At 62.5% G+C, this 23,773-nt stretch carries 22 protein-coding genes and 1 riboswitch; of the genes, 9 read left to right on the forward strand and 13 right to left on the reverse strand.

The window, feature by feature from the left end; genetic code table 11:
* Window positions 1-27: 27 nt before the first annotated feature.
* Window positions 28-316: riboswitch (cobalamin riboswitch) on the reverse strand.
* Between the two features lie 80 nt (window positions 317-396).
* From AB4Z19_RS25370 to AB4Z19_RS25380, 3 genes are read left to right on the forward strand one after another with little or no spacing between them, the layout of a single operon-like run.
* The gene (locus AB4Z19_RS25370; protein WP_442036450.1) at window positions 397-2,589 is read left to right on the forward strand and encodes a M1 family metallopeptidase; all 2,193 of its coding nucleotides are present in this window, start codon (window positions 397-399) and stop codon (window positions 2,587-2,589) included.
* On the forward strand, window positions 2,586-3,446 hold the full coding sequence (locus AB4Z19_RS25375; protein ID WP_442036452.1) for a hypothetical protein: 861 nt from the start codon (window positions 2,586-2,588) through the stop codon (window positions 3,444-3,446). The genes AB4Z19_RS25370 and AB4Z19_RS25375 overlap by 4 nt, the downstream gene beginning before the upstream one ends.
* A gap of 57 nt (window positions 3,447-3,503) precedes the next feature.
* A complete protein-coding gene (locus tag AB4Z19_RS25380; protein WP_442026175.1) occupies window positions 3,504-4,301 on the forward strand; it encodes a DODA-type extradiol aromatic ring-opening family dioxygenase in 798 nt (265 codons plus the stop codon).
* Window positions 4,302-4,364: 63 nt separating this feature from the next.
* Here the strand turns inward: AB4Z19_RS25380 and ylqF are convergent, their stop codons facing one another.
* Window positions 4,365-5,321 (reverse strand): ribosome biogenesis GTPase YlqF, encoded by a 957-nt coding sequence (gene ylqF, locus AB4Z19_RS25385; protein WP_442026174.1) that lies wholly within the window; start codon window positions 5,319-5,321, stop codon window positions 4,365-4,367.
* Between the two features lie 67 nt (window positions 5,322-5,388).
* A complete protein-coding gene (locus AB4Z19_RS25390) occupies window positions 5,389-6,318 on the reverse strand; it encodes a histone deacetylase family protein (RefSeq protein WP_442026173.1) in 930 nt (309 codons plus the stop codon).
* Between the two features lie 83 nt (window positions 6,319-6,401).
* Between AB4Z19_RS25390 and AB4Z19_RS25395 the strand changes: the two genes are divergently transcribed.
* From AB4Z19_RS25395 to AB4Z19_RS25415, 5 genes are all read left to right on the forward strand, one after another.
* Window positions 6,402-7,322, forward strand: coding sequence for an AAA family ATPase (locus AB4Z19_RS25395; protein ID WP_442026172.1), 921 nt, complete (start codon window positions 6,402-6,404; stop codon window positions 7,320-7,322).
* A gap of 5 nt (window positions 7,323-7,327) precedes the next feature.
* Window positions 7,328-8,311 (forward strand): DUF58 domain-containing protein, encoded by a 984-nt coding sequence (locus AB4Z19_RS25400; RefSeq protein ID WP_442026171.1) that lies wholly within the window; start codon window positions 7,328-7,330, stop codon window positions 8,309-8,311.
* On the forward strand, window positions 8,308-10,380 hold the full coding sequence (locus AB4Z19_RS25405) for a transglutaminase family protein (protein WP_442036454.1): 2,073 nt from the start codon (window positions 8,308-8,310) through the stop codon (window positions 10,378-10,380). Before AB4Z19_RS25400 ends, AB4Z19_RS25405 begins: the two co-directional genes overlap by 4 nt.
* Window positions 10,377-11,504 carry a lytic murein transglycosylase B gene (gene mltB / locus AB4Z19_RS25410; RefSeq protein WP_442036456.1) on the forward strand — a complete coding sequence of 376 codons (1,128 nt, stop codon included), beginning with the start codon at window positions 10,377-10,379 and terminating at the stop codon, window positions 11,502-11,504. Before AB4Z19_RS25405 ends, mltB begins: the two co-directional genes overlap by 4 nt.
* Before the next feature lie 400 nt (window positions 11,505-11,904).
* On the forward strand, window positions 11,905-12,240 hold the full coding sequence (locus tag AB4Z19_RS25415; RefSeq protein ID WP_442036458.1) for a hypothetical protein: 336 nt from the start codon (window positions 11,905-11,907) through the stop codon (window positions 12,238-12,240).
* Window positions 12,241-12,297: 57 nt separating this feature from the next.
* On the opposite strand, the gene cysM is transcribed toward AB4Z19_RS25415, so the two are convergent.
* Both cysM and AB4Z19_RS25425 read right to left on the reverse strand, forming a co-directional pair.
* Window positions 12,298-13,200 (reverse strand): cysteine synthase CysM, encoded by a 903-nt coding sequence (gene cysM, locus AB4Z19_RS25420; RefSeq protein WP_442036460.1) that lies wholly within the window; start codon window positions 13,198-13,200, stop codon window positions 12,298-12,300.
* Between the two features lie 56 nt (window positions 13,201-13,256).
* Window positions 13,257-13,781, reverse strand: a complete 525-nt coding sequence (locus AB4Z19_RS25425) for a GNAT family N-acetyltransferase (protein ID WP_442036462.1) — start codon at window positions 13,779-13,781, stop codon at window positions 13,257-13,259.
* Window positions 13,782-13,845: 64 nt separating this feature from the next.
* Between AB4Z19_RS25425 and AB4Z19_RS25430 the strand changes: the two genes are divergently transcribed.
* Window positions 13,846-15,594: an FAD-dependent oxidoreductase gene (locus AB4Z19_RS25430; protein WP_442025510.1), complete on the forward strand. Its 1,749-nt coding sequence runs from the start codon at window positions 13,846-13,848 to the stop codon at window positions 15,592-15,594.
* 137 nt (window positions 15,595-15,731) lie between these two features.
* On the opposite strand, the gene AB4Z19_RS25435 is transcribed toward AB4Z19_RS25430, so the two are convergent.
* The 9 genes from AB4Z19_RS25435 to rfaE1 all read right to left on the reverse strand — a co-directional run bounded on the left by AB4Z19_RS25435 (window position 15,732) and on the right by rfaE1 (window position 23,773).
* Window positions 15,732-17,090 (reverse strand): M20/M25/M40 family metallo-hydrolase, encoded by a 1,359-nt coding sequence (locus AB4Z19_RS25435; protein ID WP_442025509.1) that lies wholly within the window; start codon window positions 17,088-17,090, stop codon window positions 15,732-15,734.
* Window positions 17,091-17,162: 72 nt separating this feature from the next.
* Window positions 17,163-18,086, reverse strand: a complete 924-nt coding sequence (locus AB4Z19_RS25440; protein ID WP_442025508.1) for an FAD:protein FMN transferase — start codon at window positions 18,084-18,086, stop codon at window positions 17,163-17,165.
* Window positions 18,056-19,189 carry a DUF3570 domain-containing protein gene (locus AB4Z19_RS25445; RefSeq protein WP_442036464.1) on the reverse strand — a complete coding sequence of 378 codons (1,134 nt, stop codon included), beginning with the start codon at window positions 19,187-19,189 and terminating at the stop codon, window positions 18,056-18,058. Before AB4Z19_RS25445 ends, AB4Z19_RS25440 begins: the two co-directional genes overlap by 31 nt.
* Window positions 19,189-19,413 carry a DUF4266 domain-containing protein gene (locus tag AB4Z19_RS25450; RefSeq protein ID WP_442036466.1) on the reverse strand — a complete coding sequence of 75 codons (225 nt, stop codon included), beginning with the start codon at window positions 19,411-19,413 and terminating at the stop codon, window positions 19,189-19,191. The genes AB4Z19_RS25445 and AB4Z19_RS25450 overlap by 1 nt, the downstream gene beginning before the upstream one ends.
* Before the next feature lie 10 nt (window positions 19,414-19,423).
* Window positions 19,424-19,912, reverse strand: a complete 489-nt coding sequence (locus AB4Z19_RS25455; RefSeq protein WP_442025505.1) for a TlpA disulfide reductase family protein — start codon at window positions 19,910-19,912, stop codon at window positions 19,424-19,426.
* Window positions 19,909-21,117, reverse strand: coding sequence for a DUF4214 domain-containing protein (locus AB4Z19_RS25460; protein WP_442025504.1), 1,209 nt, complete (start codon window positions 21,115-21,117; stop codon window positions 19,909-19,911). The genes AB4Z19_RS25455 and AB4Z19_RS25460 overlap by 4 nt, the downstream gene beginning before the upstream one ends.
* 154 nt (window positions 21,118-21,271) lie before the next feature.
* Window positions 21,272-21,577, reverse strand: a complete 306-nt coding sequence (locus AB4Z19_RS25465) for a ComEA family DNA-binding protein (RefSeq protein WP_442025503.1) — start codon at window positions 21,575-21,577, stop codon at window positions 21,272-21,274.
* 100 nt (window positions 21,578-21,677) lie between these two features.
* Entirely contained in the window at window positions 21,678-22,649 is a 972-nt protein-coding gene (locus AB4Z19_RS25470; protein ID WP_442025502.1) for an OmpA family protein, read from the reverse strand.
* Between the two features lie 188 nt (window positions 22,650-22,837).
* Window positions 22,838-23,773 carry a D-glycero-beta-D-manno-heptose-7-phosphate kinase gene (rfaE1, locus tag AB4Z19_RS25475; protein ID WP_442036468.1) on the reverse strand — a complete coding sequence of 312 codons (936 nt, stop codon included), beginning with the start codon at window positions 23,771-23,773 and terminating at the stop codon, window positions 22,838-22,840.

Raw genomic sequence — 23,773 nt, forward strand, 5'->3', positions numbered from 1 at the left:
AATCCAAAGAAGCCCCGCCGTTGCGGGCGCGCTTCCACCTCCCTGGCCGGTATCCGGGCTGGCAAGTCGAACCGGTTCACCTTCCTATGCTGTCTGCATAGTGGTCTTCGAACCGGCATGCCAAAAACCGGGAAGCGTGAATCTGGTGGCAGGCACGATGTGCCTGCCACCGGTATTCCGGTTTTCGAGTGGCGCTTGCTTACCGTTGCGGGGGCAGCACACCTTGGCTTGCGCGCTTCTGCGCACGCGGCCTTGTGTTTCCCGTTTAACTGCGTCCATGAGCAGGACGCGTGGCACCAGGGCGCCGACATTATAAACCGTTTGTCGCAAAAGTTTGCCAAATTGGTAAAAGGCTGGCTAAATTGCACGGGTTGCCGATTTATCTATTGGAGAGATATGCGAAGCACCCTGAAATGGCTGCCCGCCGTCGCGCTGGTGGCCGCTGCGTCCACCCTGATGGCACAAGGCGCTAAGACGCCAGTCCCCGCAACAGTGCCCGCCGCGGCAGATGATATTCCCCTGGTTCCCGGCCGCTCCGCAGCCGTCAGCACGCCCAGCGCATCCAGTGCCTGGGGCGGTGCGCGCACCGGCGCCGAAGCGACGCTGTCCGACCGCGTCGTGAATTACGAGATCGACGCGACGCTCGATCCCGTCAAGCACACGGTGGACGGCAAGCAGAAGCTCACCTGGCGCAACCGCAGCGACAAGCCTGTGCGCAGCGTCTACATGCATCTCTACCTGAACGCCTTCCAGAACGCGAACAGCACCTTCTTCACCGAACTGCGCAACCGTGGCGTTGGCTTCCGTTCCGGCGTCGATATCAAGGACGGCGAATGGGGCTATACGGAATTGCGCAGCGTGGCGCAGAACGGCGCGGCCGTGCCGTGGAAGTTCGTGCATCCGGATGGCGGTCCCGAATCCGATCAGACCGTGGTGCGGCTGGACCTGCCGCAGGCCGTGGCGCCGGGCGCCAGCACTACGCTGGACATCGCCTTCTTCGACCAGCTGCCGCGCGTCATTGCGCGTGCCGGCTACTTCGAGACTTTCCACCTGGTGGCGCAATGGTTCCCCAAGATCGGCGTGCTGGAACTGCCCGGCGAACGCGGCGCGACGGCGGTGCGCTGGAATGCGCATGAATACCATTCCGAGTCCGAGTTCTATGCGGATTTCGGCAATTACGATGTGAAGCTGACCGCGCCGAAGGATTACACCGTTGGCGCCACCGGCGAGCTGCAAGGCGCACCCGTTGAAAAAGACGGCAAGCTGACGCACCGCTTTCTGCAGGGCGACGTCCACGATTTCGCCTGGACCGCCGACAAGCGCACCGCCAAGCCGCTGGTCGACAGCTGGACCGGTCCGGGCAGCCCGCAAGTGAAGATCACGGTACTGTATCCGCCGGAGTACGCATCCAACGCGGCACCCGCAATGCAGGCCACCAAGGATTCGCTGACCTGGTTCTCCAACACGCTCGGTCCCTACCCTTACAAGACGGTCACCGTCGTGATCCCGCCGCACAATGCCGGAGAGGCGGGTGGCATGGAATATCCGACTTTCTTCACCGCGGACGCTTACGAAGATCCGAAACCGGGCACGCTTGACCGCGACATGCTGGATTTCGTCACCATCCACGAATTCGGCCACGGCTATTTCTACGGCATCCTGGCCAGCAATGAGTTCGAAGAACCGATGCTGGACGAAGGCTTGAACGAATACTGGGACATGCGCATGCTGCGCGCCGCGAACCAGCCTATCCACGCCAGCACACCTTTCCTGCGCGCGCTGGGCTTCTCGCCGAAGTTCAATGTGTTTGAGTTCGAACGCATGCGCATGCCGCGCGAAGAGCCGTCCGACCCGCTGGGCGAAAATGCTTACGCACGGCTGCAGGGCGTCGGCCCCGTGTACACCCGTACCGCGATCACCATGCACGATTTGGAAGAACAGCTGGGCAAGGATGCGACCGAGCGCGCCTTCAAGGAATACTACAAGCGCTGGAAGTTCCGTCACCCCAGCATTGCCGACCTGCGCGACACGCTGGCGGAAGTGTCCGGACAGCGCGCCCTGGTAGAGCGTGTGTTTGCGCAGCAGGTGTACAGCGCCACCCGCGTGGATGACCGTATCGATAAATTCTCCAGCAAGGAAGTGGTGCCGCAGCCCGGCTACACCATCGAAAAAGGCAAGCGCGTGCAGTTGAGCGAGGACGACGCCGACGACCGGGCGGACGACATCCGCAAGAAGTGGAAGAAGGAACATCCCAATGCCAAGGAAGGCACCGGCCCCTTCCCCTTCCGCACCGAAGTGATCGTGCGCCGCCGCGGCGCCGAAGTGCCGCAGACCGTGGTCGTGACCTTCGCCGATGGCAGCAAGGAAACCGCACAATGGAGCGGCGACCAGCGCTGGCAGAAGTTCGAGTGGACCAAGCCGGTGAAGGCCGTTTCCGCCGAAATCGACGCCGGCCACAAGAACCTGCTGGATCTGACCAAGCTCGATGACAGCCGCACTCTCAAGTCCGACGGCAGCGCCTCGCGCCGCTGGACCTTTGATGCTGCCGCTTTCTTCCAAGCCCTTCTTGCCCTGATAACGACTGTATGAAGCTGACTACCACCATCAAGAATGCATCCCGCACCGCCCTGCAATGGCGCCTGCTCCTGATCTGGCTGGGCGCCCTGCTGCTGCCGGTGTTGCTGGCCGGCGTGCCGCTGTGGGACGTGTTGTCCAACGCTCTGGATAAATCCGTGCATGCGCCGGAACTGGCGAAGGAACTGCCGCTGTGGGCGGTGACGGATCTGATGTCCGAGATTCGCCGTCATGGCGACGCGGTGCACGGCGCCGGCCTGTCGGCGCTGATCCTCACGCTGCTGCTGTCGCCTTTCCTGACCGGCGCGGCGATCACGGCGGCCCGTGCGCATGACACGCCGCGGTTCCGCGAGCTGTTTGCAGGCGGCGTGTCCGAGTATCCACGCATGTTCCGCATGCTGCTGTGGGGCCTCGTGCTGACGGCAGCTGCGGGCGCGCTTGGCGGCCAATTGATGGACCTGGCCGAGAAGCATGCCGACAAGGCCGTGCTGCTGTCGGACGCGGAGCCTTGGAATTACGCCGCCATGGCCGCGATGCTGCTGCTGATCCTGTTCGTCAACGCTACGCTGGATGCGGGCCGCGCCGAACTGGCGATCGACCGCCGCCGCACCTCGGCCGTGAAGGCGTGGTGGCGCGGCCTGAAGCTGCTGTGGCGCCGTCCTGGCGCGGTGCTTGGCGCTTACGCGATCGTCACAATCGCTGGCCTGCTGCTGGCAGCCCTGCTTGGCGCGGCGCGCTTCAATATGGCGGGCGCCAATGTGGTGATGCTGGTGCTGGGCTTCCTCGTCACACAGATTATCGCCCTGATCCTGGCCTGGATGCGTACTACCCGGCTGTTTGCGCTGATGACGGTATCGGCCACAAACAAGTAATGCAGCATTCACAAAATATGCATTGATCTAAAGGTGGGCGAGCCATATATTGATTCCATGAACACTCTGCCCACCTACTTTCTCTCGCACGGCGGCGGCCCATGGCCCTGGATGCGCGAACAATTCGGCTCCGCTTACGACAAGCTGGACGCCTCGCTGAAGGACATCCAGCGCCAGATCGGCGACAAGCCGAAGGCGGTCCTCGCCGTCACGGCACACTGGGAAGGACGCGATTTCCTGATCTCGTCCAGCCCACGCCCGCCGATGATCTACGACTATGGCGGCTTCCCGCCGCATACCTACCAGATCCAGTATCCGGCGCCCGGTTCGCCAGATCTGGCGGCGCGCGTGCAGTCGCTGTTGATCGCGGCCGGACATGCAGCGCACCTCGATCCTGAACGCGGCTTCGACCATGGCACCTTCAGCGCGCTGTATCCGGCCTTCCCGGAGGCGGATGTGCCCATCGTGCAGTTGTCGCTCAAACACGGACTTGATCCGGCCACTCACCTCGCCGTGGGCCGCGCCCTGCGCGTGCTGCGCGATGAAGGTGTGCTGATTGTCGGCAGTGGCCTCAGCTACCACAACCTGCGCGCCTTCAACGCCATGGGCGCGGCGGCGTCGCACCAGTTCGACGACTGGCTGCGCGCGGCGATGGCGAAACCGTCGGCCGAACGTACGCAGGCATTGCTGGATTGGGAATCGGCGCCGTCGGCGCGCATGGCGCATCCGCGCGAGGAACACTTGCTGCCGCTGATGGTGGTGGTGGGTGCGGCGGAGGACGAGGCCGCGTCCGTTCCCTACCATGAAGATGATTTCTTTGGTGCGCTGGCCGTGACCAGCTTCAAGTTCGGTTAGAACCCACGGCGCAAAGCAGGTGGCTGCCACGATGTGGCAGCCACCAGGGTTTGCCGTAGGGTTTTAAGTACCGCGCTTGCCCTTCATGCGCTCGGCCTCTTTCTCGGCGGCCTTGGCGGCGGATGCTTCGGCCTTCACGCGCTCTTCTTCCTGGAACACCGCCAGCGCTGCTGCGCGGGTTTCAGGCGTTTCGAGCGAAATGCGTCCCAGCGCGCCGCTGCGGTAATCCTGCAGCAGCATGTGGGACGCTTTTTCGTAGTCCCAATCGCCGCCGCGCTGGCGGTAGCCGCGCAATTGGGCTACGCGCTCAACCACGGCCACGCCATCCATGCTGGCCATGACGTCGGCATTCAGCTTGTAGCGTTCCTTGACCAGCTGCGGATAGCGCTCCAGCAGCAGCTGCGCCAGCCATTCCGCCACTTCCTCTTCGATCAGCGCATTGGCGCCGATCGCGTGACTGGCGGCCAGCGCCAGGCCATCGCTCGGCATTTCGATCTTGGGCCACAGCAGGCCTGGCGTATCGATGATGGCGGTGTTGATGTCCAGGTAAATCTTCTGCTGGGTCTTGGTCACGGCCGGCTCGTCGCCCACCTTGGCCACGCGGCGCTTGAGCAGCGCGTTCATCAACGTCGATTTGCCGACGTTGGGAATCCCCATGATCATCATGCGCAGCGGCTTGGTCGGTTCGTTGCGGTGTGGCGCCAGCTTGCGCGCCTTGCCGATCACCTGTGCCACGTCGGACTGCTTCTTGGTGGTCATCGCGTAGGCAGTGACAGTCTTGTCCTGCTCGAAGTGCTTGACCCAGGCCGCGGTGGCGGCAGGGTCGGCCAGATCGATCTTGTTCAGGATTTTCAGGCAAGGACGCTGGCGGAACTTGCGCAGTTCCTCCACCAGCGGGTTGCAGCTGGCCGCAGGCAGGCGGGCATCCACCACCTCGATCACCACATCCACGTCCGCCATCTGCTCCGCCGCCTTCTTTTTGGCGGCGTTCATATGACCGGGGAACCATTGAATAGACATGCTCTTGCCTTCTGAATCTGAGGGAAAACCGGCTATTTTACCCTAAAACCGGGTCAGCCCCGAAGCGTCAGATCCCGCACAAAGCCTTCACATGGGCTGCCACGCTGCGTCCCAGCGCGGACAGGTTATAGCCGCCTTCCAGGCAGCTGACGATGCGCCCATTGGCGTACAGGCGGGCGATTTCCATCACCTGCTGCGTCATCCAGGCGTAGTCCGCCTCGACAAGCCCCATGCCGCCCAGATCATCCTCGCGGTGGGCGTCGAAACCGGCCGAAATGAAAATCATCTGCGGCCTGAAGGCATGCAGCGCAGGCAGCCATTTTTCCTGCACCAGCTGGCGGATCACATCGCCCTTGGTCCCGGCCGGGACCGGCACGTTGACGCGGTTCGGCGTTTCCGTCAGCACCGGCGTGTAGGGATAAAACGGATGTTGGAAGAAGCTGACCATCAGCGCACGCGGCTCGTTCAGCAGCGCTTCTTCCGTGCCATTGCCGTGATGGACGTCGAAATCGACGATGGCCACGCGCTCGATGCCGCGCACTTCCAGCGCATGCTTGGCCGCGATGGCGATGTTATTGAACAGGCAGAAGCCCATCGGCTCCGTGGGCCGCGCGTGGTGGCCGGGCGGACGGATGGCGCAGAAGGCGTTGTCGATTTCGCCGTCGATCACCGCGTCGGTGGCGGCGACGGCGGCACCGGCGGCGCGCAAGGCGGCCTGCCAGCTGTGCGGATTGAGCGAGGTATCGCCATCGATGGGGTAGTAATCGCCGCTCTGCACCGGCAGATGGTCGCGCACGATGGCGATGGCGTTGGCCGTGTGGTTGCGGGCGATATCGGCAACGTCGGCCAGCGGCGCATCGCGGTGGTCGATGAAGTCGTCGATCTGGGCCGCGATCAGCTGGTCGGAGATGGCTTGCAGGCGCGCAGGGCATTCTGGATGCCAGTCGCCCATTTCGTGGCGGCGGCAGTCGGGATGGCTGTAGATGGCTGTGCTCATAGTTTTCTTGTGGGTACTACTGCGTCTCCGCGCTTTCTCGCATAAAATCCCCCGCAGGGCGAATATAACAACAGGATAAACTCATGTACACAAAATTGCACGCCGTCGCACGCCAGGTCAGCCAGATCATCGTTGGCAAGGACTTGCAGGTGCGCCAGTCCCTCGCCTGTCTGCTGGCCGGTGGCCATCTGCTGCTGGAGGACGTGCCCGGCGTCGGCAAGACCACGCTGTCGCACGCCCTGGCGCAGTCGCTGGGCCTGCAATTCAACCGTATCCAGTTCACCAGTGACCTGCTGCCAGCCGATGTGGCCGGCATTTCGATTTACGAGCGCGAGAAAAACGGCTTCGTGTTCCACCACGGCCCGATCTTCACGCAGGTGCTGCTGGCCGATGAGATCAACCGCGCCACGCCGAAGACCCAATCGGGCCTGCTGGAAGCGATGGAAGAACGCCAGGTCTCGGCCGATGGCGTCACGCGCGCCCTGCCCGTGCCCTTCTTCGTAATCGCTACCCAGAACCCGACCCACCAGATCGGCACCTTCCCGTTGCCCGAATCGCAGCTCGACCGTTTCCTGATGTGCCTTTCGCTAGGCTACCCCGATGCGCAAGCCGAGCGCGCCCTGTTGATGGGCGAAGACCGGCGCGCCATGCTGAAGGAACTGCAGCCGGCCATGACGCCGGCCGAACTGGCGGAAGCCCAGCAGGGCCTGCGCCAGATTCACGCTTCGCCGGCCCTGATCGATTATGTGCAGGCGCTGGCCCAGGCCTCGCGCCAGAACGGCTCCTTTGCCGAAGGTCTGAGCCCGCGCGCCGCGCTGGCCCTGCTGCAGGCGTCGCGCGCCTGGGCCGCGCTGGAAGGCCGCAACCACGTGATGCCGGAAGACGTGCAAGCCATGCTGGTGCCGGTGTGTGCGCACCGGCTGCGTCCCGTGAAGTCGGCGCATGGCGTGGCGCTGGCCAGCCGCGAGCTGGTGCTGCAGCTGCAGAAATCCGTTCCGGTCTGAAGACCATGATCGCCGCCGCCCGCAGGATGGCCGACCGCTGGCTGTTCCAGCTCAAGGAAACCGAACCCGGCGAAGTCACGCTGGTGATGCGGCGCGTGTTCATCCTGCCGACGCGGGCAGGCCTGGCCTTTGTGGGCCTGCTGATCATCATGCTGATCGGCTCCATCAACTACACCCTGGGTCTGGGCTTTGCGCTGACCTTCTTCACCATCGCCTGCGCCATCGCCGACATGTATATGACGGCCAAGAACCTGGCCTTGCTGCGCCTGCGTCCCGGACGCGCCCAGCCGGTGTTTGCTGGCAGCGAGGCGCAGTTCGAACTGCATGTGCTGAATCCCACGCCGCGCGAGCGTTACGCCGTCTGGCTCGGTTTCCAGCAGGATGGCGAACCGCGCCACGTGGTCGATGTGCCGAAGCGCGGCAGCGCCGTCGCCACGCTGGCCCTGCCCGCAAAACAGCGCGGCTGGCTGCAGGCGCCGCGCGTGCGCCTGTTCACGCGTTTTCCGCTTGGCCTGTTCGGCGCCTGGAGCTACTGGCAGCCGGACCTGAAAGTGCTGGTCTATCCACAGCCCGAACCGAACGCGCCGCCGCTGCCGACACAGGGCGCGGCCAGCGAGGATGGCCACGGCACGGTGGGCCTGGATAATTTCGGCGGCGTACGCAGCTACCAGCCGGGCGATCCGATGCGCCACCTGGCCTGGCGCCAGATTGCGCGCGTCGATCCTTCCATTGGCGGCAATCTGCTGACCAAGCATTTCGAAGGCGGTGCGGTCGCGGAACTGGAACTGGACTTCGCCCAGCTCCCGCCACATCTCGATCTGGAACTGCGCCTGTCGCGCATGACGGCCTGGGTGCTGGAGGCTGAACGCCGCGCCCTGCCCTTCTCTTTCCGCATCGCCCATCATCACTATCCGCCCTCCAATGGCGACGCCCATCAGGCCAGCTGCCTGCGCGCGCTGGCCCTGTACGGAACGGAGGCCTTCGCATGAGCAGCCCTCCACCAGGCATCGCTGAACGGCGCGGTCCGCATCGCGGCGCGGGCAGCCGTTCGCGCGACGAGGGCTCGTCATGGCGCGTGGTGGCCCGGCGCCTGACGCGCGACAAATCCGACACCCTGCTGCTGCTGCTGTCGTCGCTGCTGGTGATCGCGCCCCACTTCGAGCATCTGCCGCTGTGGACTTGCGGCACCGTGTTGCTGACCCTGGCCTGGCGCGCCGTCATCACGATTCGCGGCACGCGCATGCCGCCACTATGGCTGCTGCTGCCGATATCGATTGCCGCCATGGCGGGCGTGATGTATTCCTACCGCACCTTGCTGGGCAAAGACCCCGGCGTCGCCATGCTGGCACTGCTGCTGGCCTTCAAGCTGCTGGAGATGCATGCGCGGCGCGATCTGTTCGTCGTGGTCTTCCTCAGCTTCTTCCTGCTGCTGACGAACTTCTTCTATTCCCAGTCCATGCTGGCCGCACTGGGCATGGTGGTGACGCTGATCGTTCTGCTGACGGCCCAGCTGACCTTCCAGTACACGGGTGCCGTACCGCCGCTGATGACGCGCCTGAAAACGGCAGCAAAACTCTTCCTGATGGCGGCGCCGCTTGGGCTGTTGCTGTTCGTGGTATTCCCCCGTATCCAGGGGCCGCTGTGGGGCTTGCCGGGCGATGCGCAATCGGGCCGCACGGGCATTTCGGACACCATGGCGCCCGGCAGCATGGCGAACCTGGCGCGTTCCGACGAAGTCGCGTTCCGTGTGCGCTTCGTCGACGGCGTGCCGCCGCAGGACAAGCTGTATTGGCGCGGCCCGGTGCTCAGTTCCTACGACGGCCGCACCTGGACGCGCGTTGCGCGGCGCCAGTCGAGCGTGATGCGGATCGCCGCTGCACTGCGCGGACCGGCCTACCCGTACGAGCTGACCATGGAGCCCAGCAATAAACGCTTCCTGTTCACCCTGGAATTCAGCGAACGCAATCTGCAACTGGATGGCCAGAGCGCCAGCTACACGGACGAACTGGAAACCTATGCAATGGCGCCAGTGACCAGCCGCCAGCGCTACCAGGCCACAGCCTTCCTCGACTACACGGTGCAGCCTGGATTAAGCGATGACGATATGCGCCGCTGGCTGCAGCTGCCGGCCGGCTACAACCCCCGCGCCCGCGAATTCGGCCAGGTGCTGGCATCGCACGGTTCGCCCGACGCCGCCATTCGCGCCGTGCTCCAGCTATTCCGCAAGGAGAAGTTCGAATACACGCTGGAGCCGCCGCTGCTGGGCCGGGACGCCGTGGATGAATTCCTGTTCAACACCCGCCAGGGCTTCTGCGAGCACTACGCCAGCGCCTTCGTTTTCCTGATGCGTTCGGCCGGGGTGCCGGCGCGCGTGATCACCGGCTACCAGGGCGGCGAATTCAATCCCGTTGACCGTTACTACACGATCCGCCAGTCGGATGCCCACGCCTGGGCCGAAGTCTGGCTGGGCCGGCGCGGCTGGGTGCGCGTCGATCCAACCGCTGCAGTGGCGCCCGAGCGCGTGCGCCAGAACCTGGCCAGAACCCTGCCCCAGCCAGCGCCATTCGGCTTCGAAGGCCTGGTAGCTTTGCAGAACGACAAAAATTCGTGGCTGTCGCAGATGCGTTTTAGCCTCAGTGCGATGAATAATGCTTGGAATCAATGGGTCCTCGATTACAATCCAGATAGGCAGCAAAATTTCCTCAAGGAACTAGGTTCAACCTTTGCAAACTGGCGTACGCTGGCCGGACTGGCCCTGATTGCGGCCCTGATCGGCTTTGCGCGCTGGCGCCAGCAAGTGCGCCAGACCGACCCGGTTGAGGCCGCGTTCAGCGCCTTCTGCGCCATGCTGGCACGGCGTGGCTTGCACAAGGCGCCGGATGATGGCCCGATGAAACTGGCCGCGCGGGTGAAGGGGCTTAATGTGCCGGGGGAAAAGAAGGCTGCCATGACCGGATTCCTGGACCTGTATGGTGCGCTCAAGTATGGCGTTCCGCAGGCCGAAGAAAGAACACAGTCAGTCAAGCGGCTGGCGACTTTGTTGAAGCAATCGCAATGAAACTGAATTCGCAATACCGTCCCAAGCTTGCCGTGATGCTGCTGGCTGCAGCGCTGGGAACCGGCGCAGCCCTGCCTCCGGCGGAGGCCGCCACGCACAAGCCCGCCAGGAAGAAAGTCGTCAAGAAGCCGGCAGCCAAGCCTGCATCCGACTACTACACGGGCGAGTTCGTGAACTTCGGCCAGTGGAAAGACGTGCAGCAATTCTTTGACGAGATGGCTGCGAAGAACGGCTTCCAGCGCAGCGAGCTGGAAAGCCTGTTCCTGCAGCTGCGCTACCTCGACTCGGCCGTGCAGCTGGTGAAACCGGCGCCGCCGGGCAAGCCGAAGAACTGGCAGGCGTACAGCAGCCGCTTCATCGAGCCGATCCGCATCAATGCCGGTGTGAATTTCTGGAACACAAACCGCGAAGCGCTGGAGCGCGCTGAAGCACTGTATGGCGTTCCGGCCGAAGTAATTGTCGGTATCATCGGCGTGGAGACAATCTACGGCCGCGACATGGGCAAGTTCCGCGTGCTGGATGTGCTGGCCACACTGGCCTTCTCCTATCCGGAAGCGCCGAACCGCGAAGCGCGTATGGCGTTCTTCCGCAGCGAGCTTGAGCAAACGCTGCTGTATGCACGCCAGGCCGGCGTTGATCCGCTGAGCTTTACCGGCTCGTATGCCGGCGCTGTCGGCATGGTGCAATTCATGCCGGGTAATATCGCCAAATTCGCTGTCGATTTCGACGGCGACGGCAAGATCGATTTACGTAATTCAGCTGCCGATGCCATCGGCAGTGTGGCCGCCTTCCTGGTGGGCCACGGTTGGCGCCGCGAAGATCCAGGCCCTCTGGTCTATCCGGCAACGGTTTCCCCTGCACGAGCCTGGGAACCCTTTATCAATCAGGGACTTGAAGCAAAATTCCGCGCCGAGGACTTGATTGCCGCAGGGGTTGCCACCACCTCTTCTTTGCCACCCGGCATGCTGTATGGCCTGGTGGATTTGCAGAACGGCTCGGAGCCTACGGAATACTGGGTAGGTAGCAATAACTTCTACACCATCACGCAATACAACCGCAGCTATTTCTACGCCATGTCGGTGGTCGAACTGGGACGCGCCGTGCGTCTGTCACGCGGCGGCTAAGTTTGTAAGGACGTGTAAAACCGGGTTGAAATAGTTGCCAATCAGCATATATTGTGCAGGTATATGCACTTGTATTGTGCGGCAATGTTTGTAACCTGAAGGTATACTTAAGATTGCACGTTAGACATGGTTTAGCATTACCCTAGCACAAAAAATGGGGTAGAATTCTCTCACAATGTTGCAACACGACAACGGCAGTGAGAGCATTTTTATATTTTTTGTTGCTATTAAGTACTGTCGACGCCGATTGTTGTACAATTGTGTAGAAATTATGAAACTTGTTATCCCGGAATCCGTCAGTGTGTGATTTCGTTCCTCAGTGAAGGAAGACATTAACGCAGCAAGATTGAGCTCCGAGTGTTTCACTTTGCAGGAAAACTTTACAGAAGGAACAGACAACATGACCAACCAAGTCGGCATTGATATGAACAGCGAGTCGGAAGGCGATGATCTGCTGCAGTACAACCCAAATCGTCTGCTGGACACCCTGATCGAAAACCTGCGTCTGAAAAATGACGCGGCCCTGTCGCGTGCCCTGGAAGTGGCTCCTCCTGTGATCAGCAAGATCCGTCACCACCGCCTGCCGGTTGGCGCATCGCTGCTGATTCGCATGCACGAAGTCAGCGACCTGAGCATTCGCGATCTGCGTTACTTGATGGGCGACCGCCGCAACAAGTTCCGCATCAGCGACAAGCAGTTCAAGCCTAAAGAAGGCGAAACCCCATCCAAAGGCTAATCGCCTTGATGGAGTGATGATTCCCTCCCCTCCCGAGGGGAGAGGGAAGAACATTTCTCAAGCCGGGAACACCCCGGTCGAGAGATAGCGGTCACCGCGGTCACAGACGATAAATACGATCGTCGCGTTTTCCACGGTCTGCGAAATACGCAATGCAATCTCACAGGCGCCTGCTGCCGAAATCCCGCAGAAGATGCCTTCCTCCGCAGCCAGGCGGCGGGCCATGCGCTCCGCTGCAGCCTGCGATACGTATTCAATCTGATCGACCCGCGCCTTGTCGTAAATCTTCGGCAGGTAGGCTTCCGGCCATTTGCGGATACCAGGAATCGACGAGCCCTCTTCCGGCTGCGCGCCAATGATCTGGATGTTTTCGTTCTTCTCTTTGAGGAACTGCGACACCCCCATGATGGTGCCGGTGGTGCCCATGGCGCTCACGAAGTGGGTGATGCGGCCATCGGTATCGCGCCAGATTTCGGGACCCGTGCCTTCGTAGTGGGCGCGCGGGTTATCGCCATTGGCGAATTGGTCGAGGATGATGCCCTTGCCATCCTTCTGCATCTGCTCCGCCAGGTCGCGCGCGTATTCCATGCCGCCGGTCTTCGGCGTCAGGATGATTTGCGCGCCGTAGGCAGCCATGCTCTGGCGGCGTTCTTCGCTCAGGTTTTCCGGCATCAGCAGCAGCATCTTGTAACCGCGGATCGCAGCCGCCATGGCCAGCGCGATGCCGGTGTTACCGCTGGTCGCTTCAATCAGGGTGTCGCCCGGCTTGATGTCGCCGCGTTCTTCGGCACGGCGCAGCATGGACATGGCAGCGCGGTCTTTCACGGAACCGGCAGGATTATCGCCTTCCAGCTTACCCAGGATGATGTTGCCGCGCGCCGCCGCATCCGCGCCGGGAATGCGCATCAGCTGGACGAGGGGCGTGTTGCCGATCAAATCGGCGATTGTCTTGTAAGCCATCGGATTCAGAAGCGTTGACCAAAACAGCCATTTTAAACCGGACCGGCCTGCATTGCTTAGAGCGAAAAACTCATATAGGAGTAGGCGTAACCCTCACCATCGATGCGGAACAGATCGGGAATCTCGCCCGTCTTCAAGAATCCCCTCTTAAGATAGAGTCCCACCGCCGGCGCATTCGCGCTGAGCACTTCCAGATCGATCCATTCCAGACGCTGCTCGCGCGCCCAGGCAATGGCCGTATCCAGCAGCGCCATACCCACGCCGCCACGGCGCACATCGCGGTGCACGCCCATGCCCAGCAAGGCGCGGTGCGCAGCGGCCGGTTCGGGACGCGAACGCAGATCGATGTGGCCCATGATGCCGCGCTCACTTTCGGCAATCCATACGCGGCGCCAGCCCGGCTGGCCAAACGCCGCCTGCGCCCCGCTGCGGAAAGCAGCCACTTTCTCCGGCGGGAAGCCCTGCCCGCGCGGCATCGGCTGGAACAGCGGCGCGCCATCGCGGCCGTTGTCCAGCAAGTGATCATTGAGGTAGCTGAAAAAGGTGTCCAGGTCCGTCGAGCTCAGAGATCGAATATGCATATGTAAATTTCAAGCAAGATTATTCAATTAGTTTACACTCGCGGTATCACAGGAGAATAGCAACATGAACGCCCCAGAATTTGAGCCCGAAGCCAACAAGGACGAGCAAGTAGCCACTGCAATGCCCGCGTCCCTGATGACGCGCCTGCACCAGCTGAACCCCGTATTGAATGAGCAGGAACTCAAGCGCATTGCGCGCTTCGGCACCACCCGCACCTATGGGCGCGGCGTGCGCATTCTGGAGGCAGGCCATACCACGTTCGGCATGATCGTCACCCTGAAAGGCACGATTGCCATCAGCCGCTACGACGGTCTGGGGAATTCCTCGCACATGACGGAACATGGCCCGGGCGAATTCACCGCCGAGGTATCGCAGCTGGCAGGCCGTCCATCGCTGGTGAACGCCATCGCGCAGACCGAAGTGGAAGCGCTGGTGATCCCGCCGGAGAACCTGCGTGCACTGGTGATTGCGGAAGCGGAGCTGGGCGAGCGCATCGTGCGCGCGCTGATCCTGCGCCGCGTGGGCCTGCTGGAATCCGAAGGCGGCGGTTTGCTGCTGGTATCCCCGCCGGGCAACGGCGCCTTGTTCCACCTGCGCGCCTTCCTGGAAAGTAACGCCCACCCTTACCGCGTGATCGATCCAAAGGATGATGCGCAAGCGCGCGCCCTGTGCGAGTATTACCAGCCGACGGCGGACGACTGGCCGCTGGTGGTGTGCCCTGACGGCGCCGTCAAAAAGAATCCAAGCCTGGCTGAAATCGGCCGCTGCCTCGGCATGCTGCCCGATCTCGATGGCGAGAAAGTGTGGGACGTGATCGTGGTCGGCGCTGGTCCTGCGGGCATGGCCACTGCGGTGTATGCAGGTTCGGAAGGCTTGTCGGTGCTGGCGCTCGAACAGCGCGCCTACGGCGGCCAGGCTGCGGCCAGTGCGCGTATCGAAAACTATCTCGGCTTCCCGACCGGTATTTCGGGCGGCGCTTTGGCAGGCCGTGCATATGTACAGGCGCAAAAATTCGGCGTTGAAGTCGCGATCCCGGCACCGGCTGCGCGCCTGATCTGCGACACCTATCCGCTGCAGGTGGAAACGGCTGAAGGCCAGCGCGTGAAAGCGCGTTCGGTGGTGCTGTCCTGCGGCGCGCGTTATCGCCGTCCGCCGCTGGCGAACATCAAGCAGTTCGAAGGCAAAGGCATTTACTACTGGGCCTCGCCGATCGAAGGACGCCTGTGCAAGTCGGAAGAAATCGTGCTGGTTGGCGGCGGCAACTCCGCAGGCCAGGCGGCCGTGTTCCTGTCCGGCTTCGCGAAAAAGGTGCATATGGTGATCCGTGGCGATGGTCTGAAAGCGACCATGTCCACCTACCTGATCGACCGCATCAAATCCACACCGAACATCGAACTGCACACGCACACTGAAGTGGTGGCGCTGGAAGGCGATGAAGAAGGATTGAAGCAGGTGCGCTTCCGCTGCAACGAGACGGGCGAAGAAGAGAATTGCGATGTATGCCGCATGTTCCTCTTCATCGGCGCCGATCCGAACACCGGCTGGCTGGAAGACTGCGGGGTGGACGTCGACCCGCAAGGCTTTATCCGCACCGGCTTCGACGTGACCAAGGCCCAGTGCCGCGCCAATTTCTCCAACGGGGTCTATCCGAAGAACATGCCGGAACGCGCATCACTGGAAACCAGTGTACCGGGCGTGTTCGCGATCGGCGACGTACGCGCGGGCTCCACCAAACGCGTAGCAGCGGGCGTTGGCGAAGGCGCGAATGTCGTTTCCCAGATCCACGCCTTCCTGGCTAACCTGCCGCGCTAATTGCCTTACATGCCGCGAAAGCGGTGCTGAAAGCGCTGGCTGACCGGGAGGCGTGCCAACTTTGCACTATCCGGAGAGTGTGCGGGGCGGCTTGCGATGAACGCCGCCCCGTGCGGATAAGCGCGTCCCGATCGGGATTAGCGCTGCGGCGAAGGGTAAGTCGCCGGGCTGACGTTGCCGTCCTTGTCGACCGCCTGTACGCCGAAGAAGACGTTGTCTTTCGACAGGGCGATCTTCGCTTCGGTCACATTGCCGACGTATTGGCTGCCCTGCCAGTCCGGGGCGCCAGTGTCGCGCCAGACGATCCGGTAGCCGGCCACGTCGGGTTCGGCGTTGGCTTGCCAGACGAGCGTGGAGTCGTTCTCCAATTGGGCCGTGCGCAGCTTGACTTGCTGCGGCGCGGCCGGCGCATTGGCCAGCGTCGCCAGTGCGGCGGCGTTCACGCGCGCGACCTGGGCGATGTAATTGAAGTCGTCGAACTCCGGCAGATCGCCGTAGACCTTGCCGTTTTCCGTGCGCAGGTTCTGGTGCTGGTGCGAGAAGTCTTCAGCCGGTTCGGTGAAGCGCAAGGCCGCGTAGCCGCGTTCCAGGAATGGCATGTGATCGCCGCCGCGCAGATAACGGTCACGTCGCTGGATCACGTTGACCTTGAAGCCGGACACATAACGCTCGCCCTGCTCTTTCACGTGGCGTGCCAGCTGGCGCGAGAGCGAATCGTTTTCGCCGCCGGTGGCCACCAGGCTGCGCACCACATCGCTGGTTTCCTTCTGCACCGGCAATCCTTCTGCGAACAGGCGCACTTGCTTGTCGTCCTTCTGGCCGGTGTCGGAATGGGAGCTGCCGATGATGTCATTGGTGAACATGCCGGCGATGTTGAGGTTCTTTTTCTTCGCTTCTTCCGCCCAGTGCGCCGCGCCCAGCAAGCCTTGCTCTTCCGCGGCCACGGTCATGAAGACGATGGTGGCATCGAACTTATATTTGGACATCACGCAGGCCATTTCCATCACGGCGGCGGTGCCGGATGCATCATCGTTGGCGCCGGGTGCATCGCCCTTGGCGTCCATGATGTCGGTGTTGCGCGAGTCGTAGTGGCCGCTGACGACGTACATGCGCTCACGCGATTCGGCTTGTGCGCCGGGCAGCGTGGCGACCACGTTGACGATTTCGGTGGGACGGCTGATGCGCGCCGATACAGGTGCGATATGGCTATCGAACGCTACTTGCAGATGGCCCGCACCGCACTTATCCATTTCCGACTTGATCCAGCGGCGCGCCGCGCCAATGCCCACGGTATCGGATTCCGTTTCGGACATGGTGTGGCGCGTCTTGAAGCTCACCAGCTTGCGGATGGTCGCTTCGATGCGCTGCGGCGAAATCTCCTTGACGATCTTGTCGACGTCAGGCTGATGGTGCGCCATATCCGGCGCTGCTGCCGTGCTGACGCCGGCGCTTGCTGCCAGCGCCGCCGCGAGCGCTGTCTGCTTCAAGTAGTGCATGTTCTCTCCCCGTCAAATGAACGCGCTATCATCGCACGCCAATGCCGAGGCTTGTGAAACATATTGTATGCATCAGGCGGGTAGTCCTTGTCGATGCAAGTGGCCGTCCGCGTCCTGCGCCAGCCAGGCAAAGCCGGACTGCTCAAGGAAGGGCAGCGCGCGCTCGCCCATCAGCATGGCGATGGTGCTGGTGCTGCCCGCCGTGATGGCCAACGGCGCCAGCACGCTCACCGAACGCCAGGCCGTCACCGGCATGCCGCTGCGCGGATTGAGGATATGGCAGTAGCGCCGTCCGTGCAGATCGAAGTAGCGTTCGTAGTCGCCCGAAGTGGCGAGGCTGCCCCGCACCAGGGCCAGCGATGCGATGGTGAGTTCGTTATTGCGGGGATTCTGAATACCGATGCGCCATGGGTCGCCGTCCGGCTGCGGACCAATCACGCTCATGTCGCCACCCAGATTCACATAGCCATAGCGCACGCCTTGTGCACGCAACACCGCTGCCGCGCGATCGGCCGCGTATTCCTTGCCGAAGCCGCCGAAGTCCAGCTCCATGCCCGCGACCGATAGCCGCACGGCGTCGCGCTGGCGCTCTACCTTCTCCCAGCCGACCAGCGCCAGCAGCTGCGCCAGCTCATCGCTGGAAGGCACGCGCGGTATGCTGAAATTCCAGGCCCGGCACAGCACACCGGAAGTGATGTCGAACAGACCCTCGCTGATCGCGTGCAGGCTGTTTGCATAGTCGAGCAGACTGCATGCTTCAGGCGACACAGTAATCCACTCGCCGCTGCCCGCCGACGCATTGATGCGGCCAACAACGCTGTCGCTGCGAAAGCGGGAGTAAGTGATTTCGATGCGCCGCACTTCATCAATCGCAGGCGCGGCAATGCGCTCGGCGTCTTCCTGGCTGGCCGCTTCCAGCATCAGCTGGCAAGGGCTGGCCATGGCCGTAAAGGTGACCTTCCACGCTACCACTGCTTGCTGACCCCAAGTTGCCACAGCTGCGCATCAAAGCGCGCCAGACCGGGACTGTCACTGCCGAAAATCCGCCACGAAGTTTGCTGGCGATATTTCTCGCCTTTGAACCAGACGTTCCAGCCATCGCCGAATTGCCTGGCCACGCGCAGGCCCAGCGTCACGGCACCAAAACCGGACAGGCGCTGATCCGCGGAAGTGAAGGCCGTGCTGCCAAACACATAGCCTGGCGGGAATGGCGGACCGAAACGCGGGTCGTACACGGGATCAAAATAGAAATCGGCCGCCGATTGCGTGTAGTAGCGCAGGCCCGGCGTGAGCGACCAGCGTTGCGGCAGCGGATGCTCCAGCTCCACGCCGAAGGTATGCGCGCGGATGCCGAAGCTGTCGCGGTAGAAGCGGTAGCTGCTGCGCAGCGCATCATGCTGCAGCGCGTGATTCCAGCGCAGCAGCACGCTGTCGCTGCCCCGTTCACGTGGACGGTTATCCAGCAGCTTGTAAGGATCGGAAAAGTAACCACGGCCGCGCACATGGGTGTAGTCGGCCTTGAGCACATCCCGTTTGCTCACAACCTGCTCCAGACTGGCCATCACTTCCGTGGTGTGGCGGCGCTCGTTCACCACCAGCAGATTGACCGGCGAGATGCGGTCGTTCGACACACCCAGCGATAGTCCCAGCGTGGTATTGCGGTCTTCCGTGGACCATGTGCCCGCAGCCGAATAGGCATGCGAGCGGTAGTCGTTCTCGTTCGACAGTGCCGCGCCCAGGCCCAGGGTGGCATGGCCGAAATAGCGCGTGACATGCACATCGCCTGCATTGCGTTTTTCGTCCATGCGCGAGGCGCCGGAAATTGCCGTGTGATAGCGCGGTGTAGCACCGGACAGGTGATCGCTGACCACACCGCCCTCCAGCAGCCACTGCCCCGCCACCGGCATCATCACGCGCAGCGATGGCGAGCGCACGCTGATGCGATCCAGACCCGGCTGATCGTCTTTGTAGTACAGATAGCCGACGCTGATTTCGCTGTAATCAGGCAGGGTCTGAGCTTGCGCATCCAGTCCCGGCAGGGCCAGCGCCGCCAGCATCAGCGCCTGGCCGGGATTGCGTTTGTCGTGCGGGCTGGTCATCAGTTGCACCCGCAGCCGCCACCGCCCACGCTGCCGGAACCGGAAGCGGCTTCCTTGCTGTCGTAGGTATGCGCATCGTAGGCTGTTTCCAGGCGGCTGCTGTCGAAGCGCATGGCGGGCCGCGCCAATGCGCCCTTCTCCCACGGTGCCACCGGCTGCACCATGCCGCATCCCGACAAGGCCGATGCCAGCAAAGTCAGGGCGATCCATTCACGGCTGCTCATGCATCCTCCTTCATGGTTTGAGGCTGGCGCGCACCTTCGCTTCCAGTTGCACGATATCGGCCTGGTTAAAACCCGAATGCATCCACAGCAGCTGGCCGTCGCGGCCCACCAGCGCACTGGTGGGCATGCCTTTGATGCCATAGGCTTTGGCCGTGGCCCCCGATGGATCATAGGCCACGGTAAAGCCGGCCGGCACGCGCGCCAGAAAGGCCGCGGCATCGGCGCGCTGTTCGTCGAGATTGATGGCGATGATCTGCAAGCCATCGGCGCCGTAGCGCTGCTGCAAGCTGCTCATCCAGGGAAATGAGTGCCTGCATGGTCCGCACCACGATGCCCAAAAGTCGACGTAGACAAGCTTGCCGCGCAGGGCCGCCAGACTCACCGTACCGCTATCGCCGGGCAGCGAAAAAACCGGCGCGGGCCCCGCCGCGCCGGCTGCAGCCGATGTTGCCACCGCAAGCAGCGCCACCGCCGCTGCTGCGGCGCGCTGCGAGATCATGGCGTACCTGCCGCAAACCATGCGGCCAGTTCGTCACGCTCCGATTGCGGCATATTGGTGATGTTCCCATAAGGCATAAACTGCGACTGCACTGCGTAAGTCTGAATATCGGCAGCACGCGCCCGGATTTGCGCTTCGGTATCGAACATGATGCCCAGCGGCGCCGGGTTGTAGCCCGGTTGCGTGGGATGCGCGGAATGGCATGGCACGCAGCGCTGCATGATGATTTGCTGGACCCGCGCGAAGGTAATGGTCGGCGGTGGCGGTGGCGGCGGTGCAGGCAAGGTGGCGTGGAAAGCGCCGCTGCCGCCGGCACCTGCGGTGTACTGCCAGTAGCCCGTTGCCAGGCTAGCTGCGAGGCGGATGCTGCCGGTAAACGTCGCGACACGTCCGCCAGTACCGGATAGCGTCATCGACAATTTTCCTCCGGTAGCCACGGTGCCGGTGCCCTGCAGATTGGCATTAACCGCGGGGATGCTCCACGTAGCCTGGACGTTGCCGTCCGTGCCCACCGTGATCGTCAGCGTATCGCCGTTGCCGACCGTGCCGCTGTACGTGCCCGCGTAATCGGACGGCGGATTGGATGGCGGATTGAAGCCATAAGGTATGTATTCAATGCCGTTCTTGATGGCAGGCAGAACCAGCGCCTTGTTTTCCGGCGATTCCGAGAAGCCGGTCAAATCCTCGGCACGGCTGATGGTGCGGCCTTCGGGATCAGTGCCGTTCAGATAGCTGAGGTGGAAGGCCAGCCCGTCCGGGTCGGGATCGCGCTTGAGCACATTGTGGTAGAGCAGCGTGACGAACTGGGTGTTATTGACATTGCCGTAGGTCTGCTGAAACTCGGGGCTGTCGATGAAGTTCTGTCCCACCTGGGCCAGGGTGCGTCCCAATCCTTCCAGCGCATTCATCTGGAAGCCCAGTCCGGGCAAGTCGGGCGCGCGGTTGAAGGCTGCCTGATAGAGGCGATAGGCCTGCCCTGCCACGCCATTCAGGTCCAGTGCAACCGCCGAGTCGGCAAAGCGCAGGCGCTGGCCAGCGGAGACTGTCTGCGATGTGCCGGTGAGGTTGTCTGTTACGGTAAAGCCGCCATTGCCGTTGTCCACCACGGCATACTGACTCAGATTGCCGGTGAACGTCACTTCCTGCAGTGGGGCTGATTGAATGACTGCGGCGGCCTGCCGAGGGGCGCTGCTGGCGCCGGGCATTTGGGTATCGCCTCCGCCGCAAGCTGTCAGAAATACAAAAACTGCGCACGTGCCGCTACGCAACAAGGAAATCCTCATTGAATCCTCCAACGATATTTTCGCAGCAGCACAACTATCTTACCATTGGATTAACGCGGTAGTGCGCCTTTTGTAACTATTTTTTAGCTACGGTTTCCTTGCGTGGAGCGCCTTCGCGGGACCTGCCGTTGACCTGCAGGCCGGCTTCGGACAGCTTGATGGCGTTTTTCTCGCCGATGCCTTTTACGCGCTTTTCCAGGTCGGGCCAGTCCTTGAATTCGCCCTTGGAGCGTTCTTCCAGAATGGCCTTGGACTTGGCCGGCCCGATGCCTTTGACGGAGTCCAGCGCCGCGGCGTCGGCCTTGTTGACGTCGACCTGTGCAAAGGCGATGCCCATGCAGACCATCCATGCAGCGACTGCCAGCAACAGTTTCCTGATCATGATGCCCTCCATTGTGTGAACGCGAGACGTCCTCGCTTCGGCACAACGGAGAGCAGCGGATGGCGTTGACGGCGCGTGCTGCGCGTTTGAGGCAGATCAATCAGCGGGCGACCAGCTCCACGCGGCGGTTCTTTGCCCGGCCCTCTTCGCTGGCATTGCTGGCGACCGGCGCCAGGTTGGCAACGCCGCGCGCGGTCAAGCGGCTGGCGGCGATGCCGTATTTGCTGCTCAGGGCTTCGGCGACGGCCTGTGCGCGCTTTTGCGACAGGCTCATATTCGCTTCGAATTCGCCCTGGTCGTCGGTGTGGCCGACGATGAAGACTTTCTGCTGCGGCTTGGCCTTCAGGGCTTGCGCCATCTGCTCCAGCTGTTCGGTGGATTGCTCGCGGATGACCGCTTTGTTGGTGTCGAAAGTCACGCCGTACAGGGCGATTTTGCCGTCGCGCTGGAGGCCGTCCTGGATGGCGCGCGTGTCAACGGTGACTTTGCCCGTATCCATTCTGGTGGGTTCGATGATCTGGATGAACTGGCGCACGCGGCCTTCTTCGCCGCCGCCCACCACGGCCACTTGCACATACATCGGACCAGCGGGCATCTGCTTGCTGGCGCTGATGTAGTGGAATTGCGGCTGGTTGGCGCTGTTGAAGATATTGGCCACCATCGGGTTGAAGGATTTCCAGTTCACTTCACGCGGCAGCTCCTGCACCAGGTTCTGCACCTTCTGCTTTTCGCATTGCTCCGTTTCGCACACAAAGAGGGTCTGGAAGCCAGCAGCGGTCAGGGCTTGCTGGAAGTTGCGGTGCACTTCGAGCGGGCTGCGTCCTTTTGGCCCCCAGTAGAAGCGGTTGCTGATGCGGCCTTCGACCGTGTGCAGCGTTGGCTTGGTTTGATCGAGTTGTACCAGCTTGGCCTGGCCGAGATTTTCGCCGCCCACCATGTACAGGCTGGAGCCTTCATAGCGATGCAGCATGGGATGGTCGGCGCCGCCGGGGATGTCTTTATCAAAGTTGATGCCGGCGATGGAGGTGGAGGCGGCTACCAGCAAGATAGCTGCGAGAGGAAGGTGGCGCATGCGATGTCCTGCTTTGAGTTGACGGGGATGTCAATATAGCAAAAACATGCGGCCGCACGCGCGGTAATCGGCGAGCAGGATCACCGCGACGCGCCGTCCCGCGACGCGGCTTCCGGCGGCGGCGATGTTGCGGGAATGGCGCGGCGATGGGAGGGCTGGGGGGCGCCCAAGCCGCCCGGGGGCGGCGCTTAGGCGCCGAACAGCTCGTCGCGGGTGACGGTGGCGGTGCCCAGTTTGCCGACGACGATGCCGCCGGCGCGGTTGGCGGTTTGCACGGCGTCGTTCCAGCTGGCGCCGGCGCCGAGCATGGCGGCCATGGTGGCAATCACCGTGTCGCCTGCGCCGGACACGTCGAACACTTCACGTGCATCGGCCGGAATGTGGAAGCGGTCATCGGCAGTGTACAAGGTCATACCCTCTTCCGAGCGCGTGAGCAGCAGCGCGTCCAGCGACAGTTCGGCGCGCAGGTTCTGCGCCTTGGTGGTCAGCTGATCCTCGGAGCTCCACGAGCCGACGATGCGCTTCAGTTCCGACTTGTTCGGCGTCAGCACGGTGGCGCCGGCGTAGCGCGAGAAGTCGTCGCCTTTCGGATCGACCATCACCACCTTGCCTTCAGCGCGTGCGGTAGCAATCATGTCCGCCACGTTGACCAGGCTGCCCTTGTTGTAGTCCGACAGCACCACCACGTTATAGTCCGGCAGCAGCGTCTTGTACTGCACCAGCTTATTGCGCAGGACCGTATCGCTAGGCGGCTCTTCAAAGTCGATGCGCACCATCTGCTGCTGGCGTCCGATCACGCGCAGCTTGATGATGGTGGAAATCGCCTCATCCCGCTTCAGATAGGAATGGATGCCGCCGCCTTCCAGCAGATTCTCCACTTCCGTGCCCGCTTCGTCCGCGCCCACGATGCCAAGCAGGCCCGCATGCGCGCCCAACGCGGCAGCATTGCGCGCCACGTTGGCCGCGCCGCCCAGGCGCGCTTCGCGCTTCTCGATGCGCACGATAGGCACCGGAGCTTCCGGCGAAATGCGGCTTACGTCGCCAAACCAGTAGCGGTCGAGCATGACGTCGCCGACGACGAGGATGCGGACTTTGTCCAAAGCAGGTGCTGGGTATTTGCTCAT

This window comes from Pseudoduganella sp. RAF19 (assembly GCF_052114165.1).
In the GTDB taxonomy this organism is placed as follows: domain Bacteria; phylum Pseudomonadota; class Gammaproteobacteria; order Burkholderiales; family Burkholderiaceae_D; genus Rugamonas.